The organism is Pseudomonas mosselii (genome assembly GCF_005796105.1).
Classification (GTDB): Bacteria; Pseudomonadota; Gammaproteobacteria; order Pseudomonadales; family Pseudomonadaceae; genus Aquipseudomonas; species Aquipseudomonas mosselii_C.
Genome location: NZ_VAUO01000004.1, coordinates 299,286 through 311,675, shown reverse-complemented (window position 1 = coordinate 311,675; position 12,390 = coordinate 299,286). Strand labels below are relative to the sequence as shown.

At 63.4% G+C, this 12,390-nt stretch carries 10 protein-coding genes; 7 read left to right on the top strand and 3 right to left on the bottom strand.

From position 1 onward, the window contains the following. Positions 1-640: 640 nt before the first annotated feature. On the top strand, positions 641-1,351 hold the full coding sequence (locus tag FEM01_RS12090) for a response regulator transcription factor (protein ID WP_138219670.1): 711 nt from the start codon (positions 641-643) through the stop codon (positions 1,349-1,351). Further along, complete coding sequence (locus FEM01_RS12085) at positions 1,348-2,952, top strand: ATP-binding protein (protein WP_138219669.1); 1,605 nt, start codon at positions 1,348-1,350, stop codon at positions 2,950-2,952. Before FEM01_RS12090 ends, FEM01_RS12085 begins: the two co-directional genes overlap by 4 nt. Here the strand turns inward: FEM01_RS12085 and FEM01_RS12080 are convergent. Then, a complete protein-coding gene (locus tag FEM01_RS12080; RefSeq protein ID WP_138219668.1) occupies positions 2,949-3,644 on the bottom strand; it encodes a 4'-phosphopantetheinyl transferase family protein in 696 nt (231 codons plus the stop codon). The genes FEM01_RS12085 and FEM01_RS12080 overlap by 4 nt on opposite strands. 55 nt (positions 3,645-3,699) lie before the next feature. Next, positions 3,700-4,491 carry a dienelactone hydrolase family protein gene (locus FEM01_RS12075; protein WP_138219667.1) on the bottom strand — a complete coding sequence of 264 codons (792 nt, stop codon included), beginning with the start codon at positions 4,489-4,491 and terminating at the stop codon, positions 3,700-3,702. 132 nt (positions 4,492-4,623) lie between these two features. Between FEM01_RS12075 and FEM01_RS12070 the strand changes: the two genes are divergently transcribed. The 5 genes from FEM01_RS12070 to FEM01_RS12050 all read left to right on the top strand — a co-directional run bounded on the left by FEM01_RS12070 (position 4,624) and on the right by FEM01_RS12050 (position 11,859). After that, positions 4,624-5,229 (top strand): outer membrane protein, encoded by a 606-nt coding sequence (locus FEM01_RS12070; RefSeq protein WP_138219666.1) that lies wholly within the window; start codon positions 4,624-4,626, stop codon positions 5,227-5,229. Positions 5,230-5,337: 108 nt separating this feature from the next. Beyond that, a complete protein-coding gene (locus FEM01_RS12065) occupies positions 5,338-6,015 on the top strand; it encodes a response regulator (protein WP_138219665.1) in 678 nt (225 codons plus the stop codon). Beyond that, the gene (locus FEM01_RS12060; protein ID WP_138219664.1) at positions 6,012-7,358 is read left to right on the top strand and encodes an ATP-binding protein; all 1,347 of its coding nucleotides are present in this window, start codon (positions 6,012-6,014) and stop codon (positions 7,356-7,358) included. The genes FEM01_RS12065 and FEM01_RS12060 overlap by 4 nt, the downstream gene beginning before the upstream one ends. Positions 7,359-7,890: 532 nt before the next feature. Then, positions 7,891-9,216: a dicarboxylate/amino acid:cation symporter gene (locus FEM01_RS12055; RefSeq protein WP_138219663.1), complete on the top strand. Its 1,326-nt coding sequence runs from the start codon at positions 7,891-7,893 to the stop codon at positions 9,214-9,216. Positions 9,217-9,405: 189 nt separating this feature from the next. Next, positions 9,406-11,859 carry a M10 family metallopeptidase gene (locus tag FEM01_RS12050; protein WP_138219662.1) on the top strand — a complete coding sequence of 818 codons (2,454 nt, stop codon included), beginning with the start codon at positions 9,406-9,408 and terminating at the stop codon, positions 11,857-11,859. Positions 11,860-11,877: 18 nt separating this feature from the next. Here FEM01_RS12050 and FEM01_RS12045 read toward each other — a convergent pair whose 3' ends face one another. Continuing rightward, complete coding sequence (locus FEM01_RS12045) at positions 11,878-12,372, bottom strand: SprT family zinc-dependent metalloprotease (protein WP_138219661.1); 495 nt, start codon at positions 12,370-12,372, stop codon at positions 11,878-11,880. Positions 12,373-12,390: the final 18 nt, after the last annotated feature.

Below are 12,390 nucleotides of genomic sequence, written 5' to 3'. Positions count from 1 at the left end.
GGACAGACTCAGGAATTAGGGCAGTGCATCTGCCGCTCCCTGGCCGAAGTCAAAGGTTCTGGGCCATGCCCAAAAACGGTTGCTGATGAGTGCCCGGCGTTGCCTGCAGCATTCATACCCGAACAAGGCCGTGGACGGGCTTGCCTCGGTCGCCTCCGCAGGAGCGGTTTGGCAGGTGAAATCACGCTAAGTTCAGTGGGTAAATTCGCTTGAATTTGCCTGTCGACTTGTGTTTGTGATTTTGCTCGAACCCCAATATCTAGTGGTTCGTCGCGATGGGGATACAAGATAATGCGGTATCAGGGGCTTTGCAAGGCGAGCGCCCTGTGGATAAGTTGTGGGTACTTTGTGAGTCTTAGGTGGGTATTCGCTGTAGGCCTTGTGCTAACTGGTTTGCGCGAAATTTCCGGGTTTCTTCAGGGTGCGACAGATTTTCAAGGGCGCGCACCCTATCACAAAAAACGCTTCAGTCGAGGGCTGCGTCGGCGTGGTTGGCAGGGGGCGGGGCTGGACGTAGTATCCGGGGCAGATATTGCGCTTTAGTGAAGTGAATCCTGATCGGGATCAGGGACTTGGGTTGACAGCGCCCGCGAAAGGGCCGCAGCAGAAGACAGACAATAACAATTAGAAGGCAGGGGCAATGGATCAACCCAGCAACCGCATTCTCATCGTCGAAGACGACCCGCGCCTCGCCGAACTCACCGCCGAGTACCTCCAGGCCAATGGCTACGAGGTCAGCGTCGAAGGCGATGGCGCCCGCGCCGTGCGGCGCATCATCGACAGCCAGCCGGACCTGGTGATCCTCGACCTGATGCTGCCCGGTGAAGACGGCCTGAGCATCTGCCGGCGCGTACGCGGCCAATATGCAGGCCCGATCCTGATGCTCACCGCCCGTAGCGATGAACTCGACCAGGTGCAGGGCCTGGACCAGGGCGCCGACGACTACGTCTGCAAGCCGGTGCGCCCGCGCCTGTTGCTGGCGCGAATCCAGGCCCTGTTGCGGCGCAGCGAAGCGCCTGAGCGGCGGCAGCTCCTGGCATTTGGCGCGTTGCAGATCGACAACCGCCTGCGCGAGGCGCGCCTGGAAGGCCAGCGGGTCGAGCTGACCGGTGCCGAGTTCGACCTGCTCTGGCTGCTCGCCAGCCACGCCGGGCGGGTGCTGTCGCGTGAGCAGATCTTCACCGCCCTGCGTGGGGTGGGCTATGACGGTCAGGACCGCTCCATCGATGTGCGTATTTCCAAGATCCGCCCCAAAATCGGTGACGATCCGCTCAACCCGCGGCTGATCAAGACCCTGCGCAGCAAGGGCTACCTGTTCGTTGGCGAGGCGGCCCAGGCGCTGGCGCCATGAACGCGATCTTCCTGCGCATCTACGGCGGCATGCTGGCCGTGTTGGTGCTGGTTGCCGTGCTCGGTGCGCTGAGTTTGCACCTGGTCAACGAGGTGCGCGCCGGCCAGCACCGCGAGGGCCTGGCCCAGGGCACCTTCAGCCTGATGGCCGACAACCTGGCGCAGCAGAACGAGGTGGCGCGCAAGCGTTCGCTGTTGATGTGGGAGCGCCTGCTCGGGGTGCCGTTGAAGTTGCAGCCGATGTCGGCTTTCACCCTCGATGGCGGCCAGCGGGCACGTCTGTACCGTGACCTGGTGGTGGTGGAGAAGACCGGCCCCCACGCTGCCCGAGTGCTGCGCCGCGTGGGCCGTGAAGACCTGTTGCTGGTGGCCGAGGTCAAGCAGGTCAGCGAGCAGTTGGCGCGCGCCACGCTTTATTTGTTGGCCGACGAGTTGGTGCGCTACCCGGTGACCGAGCAACAGGCGCGTCTGGCGCAATTGAAGCGCAGCAAAGGTTTTGGGTTCGACATTGCCCTGCAACGCATCGAGCGCACGGCCCTGGATGACGACCAGCGTCGCCGGGTAGAGGAGGGCGACACGGTGATGGCGCTGGGCAAGGATGGCGACTCGATCCGCGTGTTCTCGGGCCTTTCGGGTTCGCCCTGGGTGCTTGAGATCGGCCCGCTGCACCAGCTCAACCCGTATCCGCCGCAATTGCTGATTTTGATTGCCTGCCTGGGCCTGTGCCTGATCGGGTTGGTGGTGTACCTGCTGGTGCGAGGGCTGGAACGCCGACTCTCGGGGCTGGAGGTGGCCGCGACACGCCTCGCCCAGGGCAGCCTCGACACCCGTGTGCCGGCCGGTGGTGCGGACTCGGTCGGGCGCCTGGCCGAAGCGTTCAACGGTATGGCCGAGCACCTGCAGCGTTCGCTGACCATGCAGCGCGAGCTGGTGCGGGCGGTGTCCCATGAACTGCGTACGCCGGTGGCACGTCTGCGCTTCGGCCTGGAGATGCTCGAAAGCGCGAGCACCGAGCAGGCGCGTGCCAAGCACCTGGCGGGCATGGATGGCGATATTCAGGACCTGGACAAGCTGGTCGACGAGATGCTGACCTACGCGCGCCTGGAGCAGGGCACGCCGGCCTTGCAGTTCCAGGCCGTGGACCTGGATGCGCTGCTCGACCGGGTGATCGCCGAACTGGCCCCGCTGCGCGCCGAGGTGCGCGTGCTGCGCGCAGCATGCCGTGGCCTGGAGGGCGCGGGTGCCTGGGTCGAGGCCGAGCCGCGCTACCTGCACCGGGCCGTACAGAACCTGGTGCGCAATGCCATGCGCCATGCCGAGTCCGAGGTGCGCTTGAGCTACCAGTTAGGCCAGCAGCGTTGCCGAATCGATGTGGAAGACGACGGCCCAGGTATTCCCGAGGGCGTGTGGGACCGCATCTTCACCCCCTTCACGCGCCTGGATGATAGCCGAACCCGCGCTTCGGGCGGCCATGGCTTGGGCTTGTCGATCGTGCGGCGGATCATCTACTGGCACGGCGGGCGTGCCTTGGTGGGGCATAGCGAGTCGCTGGGTGGGGCCCGCTTCAGCTTGAGTTGGCCGCGTGAGCAGCCTCGCGACTAGACGCTGACCAGGCTCAACAGGTGGCCGTCCTGCACGCAGAACTGGCCATCGAGTTCCACGCCGTGGCGCCACTGGGCTGACAGGTCGGTGAGCAGGCGCAAGCGGGCGTGGCCGTCGGCGGACCAGGTCAGCACCTCGGCATGCTGGAAATAAAAGCGTTGACGGGTGATCGGGTAGAGCGCCTTGAACAGGCTTTCCTTGAGCGAGAACGTCAGCGTCACCGCCAGCGCCTGCTGAGCAGGAGCGAGGCGTTCAAGTTCGGCGGGGGTCAGAATTTCGCTGGCCAGGCGTTCGGCGCGTTCGTCGCTGAGCAGGGTTTCCTGATCCAGGCCCAGGCCGGTGCCTCGGGCGGCCACCACGGCGGCGGCCCAGCCCTGGCCATGGGTAATCGAGCCATGAATGGCCGCAGGCCAGATCGGCGCGCGATCCTCTGCCGTGGCGGGGACATAGTCACGGCCATCGAGTAGGCGCAGCGCCTCGCGGGCGCACACCCGGCCTGCCAGGTACTCAGCTTGGCGCTTGGCGACCGAGCGTTGCAGGCTGGCGCTCTGGACAATCCCGGCACGCTGGAAGTCGTCAGCGGCGAGTCGCGCCGGATCGAACGTACAGCTCACCAGCACCGCCCCCTCGACCGGGCGGGGCAGGGGCCAGTGGTGCTGGGGCGGGGTGCAGCAGGCGGGCAATCTGTTCATGGCGGTATTGTGCCAGCCATGCGCCAGGGTGCAAGTCATGCCCGGTGCTGGCTGCTCAGTCGAAGGCGGTCTTGAAGAACGCCTGCATGTCCTTCCAGGAACTCTCGTCCGCGGCCTTGTCATAGCCGATATCCGGGCCACCATGCGCGCCATGGCTCAGGCGGTCGGCATCCGGGTTGGTGAAGCCATGCTTGGCCCCTGGAATCGCGACGAACCGGTAGTCGGCCTTGGCTGCGTCCATTTCGGCCTTGAATGCCGCCACCTGCTCCGGGGTCACCATGCTGTCGGCCTCGCCGTGCTCCACCAGGATCTTCGCCCGCACCACGCCTGGCTTGGCCGGGGTCTGGGTGGCCAGGGCGCCATGGAAGCTCACCACTCCGTCGAGTTTCTCGCCACGCCGCGCGGCGTCGAGTACCACCTTGCCGCCAAAGCAGTAACCCACTGCGCCCAGTTGGTGCTTGTTGGTGTTCGGTTGCAGCTTCAGCAGTTCTAGCCCGGCATCGAAGCGTCGCGCGGCGGCGGCGGGGTCTTTCATCGCCGCCGCCATGAACGCCTGGGCGTCCTGGGGGTGCTCGGTGTGCTTGCCGTCGCCGTACATGTCGATGGCCAGGGCGTTGTAGCCCAAGGCGGCGAGGTCGCGGGCACGGCGCTTGGCGTAATCGTTCAGCCCCCACCATTCATGCACCACGACGATGCCGGGGCGCTTGCCTTCGATGGCATCGTCATAGGCGTAGTAGCCGATCAGCGCGGTGCCGTCGGCATCCTGGTAGCGGATTTCTCGGGTCTGCACCGCCGCCTGAGCAAGGGCGGTACAGCACAACAGTGCCAGGGCAAGCAGGGAACGCATGGTCTAACTCCTTTTACGACGGTGGCCGCTTCGTTCAGCGAAGGTTCAGGCTGGGTTCAGCGGTGGTTCAGGACGCCCTCCCTACTCTAGCCCGCAGACACACACAACGCACCCAACCGGAGTACCTGAACCATGAAATCGCTCAATACCCTGATCGCCGCCATGGCGGTGTGCGCTGCTGGCCTCACCACCGCTGCCCAGGCCGATGATAACTTCGCCAGCCTCACCTATGGCCAGACCAGCGACAAGGTGCGCAAGTCAGGCCTGCTGCAAAGCAACACCGACAACCTCAATGCCGACGGCATCATTGGCAAGGACGACACCTGGGGTGTACGCCTGGGCAAGATCAACGAGCAAGGCCGCTACTACCTGACCTACGACAACGTCTCCGGCGATCACGGTGGGGTCAAGCTGCGCCAGGAGAACCTGCTGGGCAGCTATGATGTGTTCCTGCCGCTGGGAGATACCACCAAGCTTTTCGGTGGCGGTAGCCTGGGCATGACCAAGCTCACACAGGATTCCCCTGGCGCCAGCCGCGACACCGATATCGGCTACGCGGTCGGCTTGCAGGCCGGTGTGATCCAGCAGGTCACCGACCAAGCCTCGGTCGAACTCGGCTACCGTTACCTGCGCAGCAATGCCAGTACCGAGATTGGCGAGCATGGCGGGCCGAAGGAAGGTACCCTGCGCCTGACCAGCAGCGCCCAGACTTACCTGGCGGCCACCTACAAGTTCTGATTATGCTGTGGCCAGCAGTGGCTTCATCACAGGTTGTCGCCCGCGCCGCACAGCTGCGCGACAGCCTGTGCTGAGGCCGCTGCCGCGATTGGATCGAAGGAGATGCGCATGAAATTGCTGGTGGTCGAGGACGAGGCACTGCTGCGCCATCACCTGTTTACCCGCCTGGGCGAAAGCGGGCACGTGGTACAGGCGGTGGCCAACGCAGAAGAGGCCCTGTACCAGGCCGAGCAGTACAACCACGACTTGGCTGTGATCGACCTGGGCCTGCCAGGCATGAGCGGGTTGGACCTGATCCGCCAGTTGCGCAGCCTTGGCCAGACGTTCCCGATCCTCATCCTCACTGCCCGTGGCAACTGGCAGGACAAGGTCGAAGGCCTGGCCGCTGGTGCCGACGACTATGTCGTCAAGCCGTTCCAGTTCGAGGAACTGGAAGCGCGTCTGAATGCCTTGCTGCGTCGCTCCAGCGGTTTCACCCAGGCGACTATCGCTGCCGGCCCCCTGGTGCTGGACCTCAACCGCAAGCAAGCCAGCCTCGACGCCGCACCGCTGGCGCTGACGGCCTATGAATACCGCATCCTTGAATACCTCATGCGCCATCACCAACAGGTGGTGGCCAAGGAGCGGCTGATGGAGCAGCTGTATCCCGACGATGAAGAGCGTGACCCGAATGTCATCGAAGTGTTGGTCGGCCGCCTGCGACGCAAGCTCGAAGGCGCCACAGGTTTCAAACCCATCGACACGGTGCGCGGCCTGGGCTACCTGTTCACCGAGCGTTGCCGTTGATTCGCTCGCTGCGCGTGCGCCTGATGCTGGCGGCGGCGCTGCTCGCGCTGCTGTTCATGCTGGCGTTGTTGCCGGCCTTGCAGAAGGCCTTCAGCCTGGCCTTGCAGGAGTCTATCGAGCAGCGCCTGGCCTCGGATGTGACCACCTTGATCTCCGCTGCGCGCATCGAACAGGGCCGTCTACAGATGCCGGCCTTGCTCCCGGACGAGCGCTTCAACCTGCCGTACACCGGCCTGCTCGGCTACATCTTCGACCGGCAAGGCAACTTGGTCTGGCAATCGCGTGCCACGCGTAACCAGAACATCAACTACCAGCCTCGCTATGACGGGCGCGGCAACGAATTCGCGCGCATTCACCAGCGTGATGGCGAGGAGTTCTTCGTCTACGACGTCGAGGTCAAGCTGCTCGGCGGCAAGAGCGCTGCGTTCAGCATCGTCGCGTTGCAGCCGGTGCGTGAATACCAGAACACCCTGCATGGCCTGCGCGAGAAGCTTTACCTGGGTTTTGGCGCGGCCTTGCTGGCGTTGCTGGTGCTGCTCTGGGCCGGGTTGACCTGGGGCCTGCGCTCGCTGCGCAGGCTCAGTGTCGAACTCGACCAGGTCGAGGCGGGCGCGCGTGACGGGCTGAGCCGCGAGCACCCGCGCGAGCTGTTGCGCCTGACCGGCTCGCTCAACCGCCTGCTGCGCAGCGAGCGCGAACAGCGCCAGCGCTACCGCGATTCGCTGGACGATCTGGCGCATAGCCTCAAGACCCCCCTGGCGGTGTTGCAAGGGGTGGGCGAGCGTCTGGAGAAGGGGCGCTACGAGCCTGAACAGGCGCATGTGCTGCAAAGCCAGATCGAACGCATGAGCCAGCAGATCGACTACCAGTTGCAACGGGCCAGCCTGCGCAAGAGCGGCTTGGTGCGCCATCAGGTGCAACTCGAACCGCTGCTCGACAGCCTGTGCAGCACCTTGGCCAAGGTCTACCGCGACAAGCGCGTGCAGGTCAGCCTGGACGTCCCGGCACAGGCGCGCGTGCCGATGGAGCAGGGCGCCTTACTCGAACTGCTTGGCAACCTGCTAGAGAATGCCTACCGCTTGTGCCTGGGCCAGGTGCGGGTGAGCCTGCGGCAAACCGTTGGGCAGATCGAGCTGTGCGTCGAGGACGACGGCCCTGGAGTGCCGGCGGACCAGCGTGAGCGCATCCTGGAGCGTGGCGAGCGCCTGGACAGCCAGCACCCAGGGCAGGGCATCGGGCTGGCGGTGGTCAAGGATATCGTCGGCAGCTATGACGCCGAGCTGAGCCTGGGGGATTCCGAACTGGGCGGGGCGTTGTTCAAGATTGTCTTCCGGCTCGAATGATTGACTGGCTTGCGCATTACCCGAGTAGAGCGCTGTACCTGTGGGAGCGGGTTCACCCGCGAAGCAACCAGACACGGTGAATGGCACCGGCTTTGCCGGTGTTCGCGGCTAAAGCCGCTCCCACAGGGTACGCTGCGTGCTTGCGAAATCAGTTCTCTGCGCGACAGCGCGGCCCGGCAGGGCTGGGTGAATTCCTACAGGTAAAGCGCTCTGACCAAACCCGCGTGAACATCACTTTCGGGCGGATTCCCGCCACACCCCTTGTGCGATTCCCGCCAACGGGCGGAAATCCGCCAGCCAAAACCTCGTCGAGCGCCCCGTCCGAGGGCAAAAATATCCCGTAAACATTGGGTTTGCACCGTGGTCGGGCATTTTGGCATCGCCCTTGCTATTGAGCTGAGTAGAGACCGGGCAGACGCCTGCCAGGCAGCTCGAACACAACGACAAATCCCTCCAGGTGCAGGAGGGTTCGCGATTCAGGTGCCCCGACATCCTGGGAAGGATGCGCCGGCACACTTGAGGAAAATTAGCCATGACGACTCGTCAGCCGCTGTACAAATCGCTGTATGTCCAGGTGATCGTCGCGATCACCATCGGTATCCTGCTCGGCCACTACTACCCAGAAACCGGCGTTGCCCTCAAGCCGCTCGGCGATGGCTTCGTCAAACTCATCAAGATGGTCATCGCCCCGATCATCTTCTGTACCGTGGTCAGCGGCATCGCTGGCATGCAGAGCATGAAATCGGTCGGCAAAACCGGCGGCTACGCACTGCTGTACTTCGAGATCGTCTCTACCGTCGCCCTGATCATCGGCCTGGTCGTGGTCAATGTGGTGCAGCCGGGTGCCGGGATGCACGTCGACGTCAGCACCCTGAACGCCAGCAGCGTGGCTGCCTACGCCGCCGCCGGCGCGCAGCAGACCACTGTCGGCTTCCTGCTCAACGTCATCCCCAACACCGTGGTCGGTGCCTTCGCCAACGGCGACATCCTGCAAGTGCTGATGTTCTCGGTGCTGTTCGGCTTCGCCCTGCACCGCCTGGGCAGCTACGGCAAGCCGGTGCTGGAGCTGATCGACCGCTTCGCGCATGTGATGTTCAACATCATCAACATGATCATGAAGCTGGCGCCGGTCGGTGCCTTCGGTGCCATGGCCTTCACCATCGGCCAGTACGGCGTGGGTTCGCTGGTGCAGCTGGGCTACCTGATGGCCTGCTTCTACATCACCTGCCTGCTGTTCATCCTGATCGTGCTGGGCGGTATCTGCCGCGCCCACGGTTTCAGCGTCCTCAAGCTGATCCGCTACATCCGTGAAGAGCTGCTGATCGTGCTGGGCACTTCGTCTTCCGAGTCGGCCCTGCCACGCATGCTGGCCAAGATGGAGCGCCTGGGTGCGAAGAAATCCGTGGTGGGTCTGGTGATTCCGACCGGCTACTCGTTCAACCTGGACGGCACCTCGATCTACCTGACCATGGCCGCGGTGTTCATCGCCCAGGCGACCGACACCACCATGGACATCACCCACCAGATCACCTTGCTGCTGGTGCTGCTGGTCGCCTCCAAAGGCGCTGCGGGCGTAACCGGTTCGGGGTTCATCGTCCTGGCTGCGACCCTGTCCGCCGTGGGCCACCTGCCGGTTGCCGGCCTTGCGCTGATCCTGGGTATCGACCGCTTCATGTCCGAAGCCCGTGCCCTGACCAACCTGATCGGCAACGCGGTGGCTACCGTGGTGGTCGCCAAATGGGTCAAGGAGCTGGACACCGATACCCTGCAAGCCGAACTGGCCTCGGGTGGTTCGCCACTGATCGATACCCGTCCAACCGACGACCTGGGTGTCGCGGAAGGTCCGGCCAGCCGCTGATAGCGTCGGCCTGATGCACAAAGAAACCCATCTTCGGATGGGTTTTTTTGTACCCTACTGTTCGACGGCAACGTAGGTTTGACGTCAAAATAATGGTAGATTGCCAGCACTTAAATCGCTGCCTGGGATTACGGACCGGCCAGGCGTTGAGTACACGGATGTTCACGGTCTATTCAGGAATGTAGTGCAATGCCAAGCCCAACCGGCTATTCAGCCTCCCATAGCGTTTCGCTGTCGAACAGCACACTCCTCAATAGCCTCCTGGCCGGCAGTGCCTGGGGCAATGCCTGGGCTACCGGCACGACGTCCTTGTCCTACAGTTTTGTCGTGGTGGGCAAATCGATGTTCGCCAACCGTTACTCCGACAGCAGCGAGTACCTGAAGGCCTATAACCTGAGCGCCGCGCAGCAAACGGCGGTCAAGGGCGCGCTTGGCGCCTGGTCGGCCGTGGCCAACATCAAATTCACCCAGGTGACCGAAACCAGTACGTCGGTGGGCGACCTGCGCTTCGGTGGTTTCAGTGGCATGGGCAACACCGCCGCTGCCTGGGCTTACTACCCGGCCAACAGCCCCAGCGGTGGAGACGTGTGGATCGGCCCGGCCACCAACCAGGCCAAGCCGGTTGCCGGTACTTATGACTACATGACCTTCATGCACGAGATCGGTCATGCCCTGGGCTTGAAGCATCCGTTCGAGAGTGCCAGCAACAACAGTGCGGTGTTGCCCGCCGCGCTGGACGATGTGCGCTACACCCTGATGAGCTACAGCAACGACTACTACAACGCCCAGATGACGGCCTACGTGGAACCGACCACGCCGATGTTGTATGACATCGCGGCGATCCAGTACCTGTACGGCGCCAACATGACTTGGCAAACCGGCAACAACACCTACAGCTTCAAGCCCGGCCAAGTGGTGTTCCAGACCATTTGGGATGCCGGCGGCACGGACACCCTCGACGCCAGCAACCAGACCGCTGGCGTGCTGCTCAACCTGAACGAAGGTGAATTCAGCAACATTGGCGCGCTGTTCTACGACTATGCGCGTAATGAAATGATCAACAACGGCCTAGCCATCGCCTACGGCGCCAAGATCGAGAACGCCACCGGTTCGGCCTTTGCCGACACCCTGATCGGCAATGCCCTGGACAACGTGCTCGACGGTCGCGCTGGCGCCGACATCATGAGGGGCGGCCTGGGCAATGACACCTATATCGTCGACAACGTCAGTGATGTGGTGATCGAGGAGAGTACCCTGGCCAGCGAGATCGACACGGTGCGCGCCTCGGTCAGTTATACCCTGAGCGCAAACGTCGAGAACCTGGTGCTGACCGGCAAGGCCAACCTCAACGGTGGCGGCAATGCGCTGGACAATGTGATCACTGGTAATGCCGGCATCAACACGCTGGTCGGTGGTGCTGGCAATGACTCGCTGTACGGCGGTGCCGGCAATGATCGCCTGGAGGGCGGCGAGGGCAACGATCTGCTCGACGGCGGCGTGGGTATCGACACCCTGATCGGCGGGCGTGGCAACGACATCTACTATGTCGACAACCTGCGCGATGTGGTGATCGAACTCGCAGGCGCCGCTGAGGGCCGTGACCTGGTGCGTGCATCCGTCAGCTATGTGCTGGCGGCCAACGTCGAGGACGGCGAGCTGTTAGGCAAGGCCAGTCTCAGCCTTACCGGCAACGCCCTGGACAACGTGCTCACCGGCAACGATGGCGCCAACGTGCTACGCGGTGGCGGTGGCGCCGACACCTTGATCGGTGGCCTGGGCAACGACACCTACTATGTCGACAGCGTCGATGACCTGATCATCGAGAGCGGGACCTCGGCCAAGGAGATCGACAGCGTCTTTTCCTCGGTCAGTTGGACCTTGAGTAGCAACCTCGAGAACCTCACCCTGACCGGCACCGACAACATCAACGGAACAGGCAATACCCAGAACAACCGCATCACCGGTAACGCTGGCGACAACTGGCTGGACGGCGGCGAGGGTATCGACACGCTGGTCGGCGGCCAAGGTAACGACACCTACGTGGTCGACAACCTGCGTGACGTGGTCACCGAAGGCGCCAACGCCGGTATCGACACCGTGCGCGCGTCGGTCAACTGGACCCTCGGCGCGAACTTCGAAAACCTCACCCTGACCGGGCTGGACAACCTCAATGGCACCGGCAACACGCTGAACAACGTGATCATCGGCAATGCGGGCAACAACACCCTCAACGGCGGTGCTGGTAACGATGTACTCAATGGCGGCGCCGGTAACGATGTACTTATCGGCGGCTTGGGTACCGACACCATGACCGGTGGCCAGGGCGCAGACATCTTCGTGTTCAGCCTGCTCAAGGAAATGGGCTTGGGTGACAAGCGCGACGTGATCACCGATTTCAACGGCGCCGAGGGCGACCGCATCGATTTGACCAAGATCGATGCCAACGTCTTGCTCAAGGGGGTCAACGCATTCACCTTCATCGGCTCGGGCGATTTCACCGGCGCCGGGCAACTGCGTTTCGCCGACGAGATCCTGTCAGGCAACATCGACGCCAAGCTTGGCAGCGATGGTAAGTTCACCGCTGACTTCGAGATCAAGCTGGTGGGCGTGACCAGCTTCAGCCAGGACCACCTGGCAGCCTGACCCGGCGCGGCGGGTGGATCATTCCACCCGCGTCTGCCCGCTGAACGCCAACGTGGCCCGGCAGCGCCGGCACAGGTAGCGGCGCCCCTTGCCTACCAGGGTGTGGCGCTGGGCGGTAAAGGGAAACTCCTGTTCCGGGCAGCGACAGGTATAGATGTAGCGGGTCACCTGGCGCCGTTGCACTGCGTAGTTGTGGCAGCGGTTGGGCGGCAGTTCGTAGACCCCGCGCATGATCAGTTGCCACTCTTCGCCGTGGGCCTGGATGCGGTCGCCGAACAACTGGTGGGCGACCAGATGTGCCACCTCATGGGCCACGGTCTGGCGCAGGAAGTCGTCCTGGTTTTCCCGGTACAGTTGCAGGTTGAAGCGCAGCAGGTTTTCGTGCAGGTGCGCGACGCCGGCTTTCTGGCCGCGCAGCTTGAAGCTCACTTGCGGGCGCGGGAAGGTACGTTTGAAGAACGTTTCGGCTTGCTGGTAACAGGTTTCGACGCGTTGTTTGAGCAGCTCGGGCATGGCGGGGTGATTCTCCTG

Coding starts and splice junctions, on each gene's coding strand:
- FEM01_RS12090 (WP_138219670.1), top strand. CDS start 641: ATGGATCAACCCAGCAACCGCATTCTCATCGTCGAAGACGACCCGCGC.
- FEM01_RS12085 (WP_138219669.1), top strand. CDS start 1,348: ATGAACGCGATCTTCCTGCGCATCTACGGCGGCATGCTGGCCGTGTTG.
- FEM01_RS12080 (WP_138219668.1), bottom strand. CDS start 3,644: ATGAACAGATTGCCCGCCTGCTGCACCCCGCCCCAGCACCACTGGCCC.
- FEM01_RS12075 (WP_138219667.1), bottom strand. CDS start 4,491: ATGCGTTCCCTGCTTGCCCTGGCACTGTTGTGCTGTACCGCCCTTGCT.
- FEM01_RS12070 (WP_138219666.1), top strand. CDS start 4,624: ATGAAATCGCTCAATACCCTGATCGCCGCCATGGCGGTGTGCGCTGCT.
- FEM01_RS12065 (WP_138219665.1), top strand. CDS start 5,338: ATGAAATTGCTGGTGGTCGAGGACGAGGCACTGCTGCGCCATCACCTG.
- FEM01_RS12055 (WP_138219663.1), top strand. CDS start 7,891: ATGACGACTCGTCAGCCGCTGTACAAATCGCTGTATGTCCAGGTGATC.
- FEM01_RS12050 (WP_138219662.1), top strand. CDS start 9,406: ATGCCAAGCCCAACCGGCTATTCAGCCTCCCATAGCGTTTCGCTGTCG.
- FEM01_RS12045 (WP_138219661.1), bottom strand. CDS start 12,372: ATGCCCGAGCTGCTCAAACAACGCGTCGAAACCTGTTACCAGCAAGCC.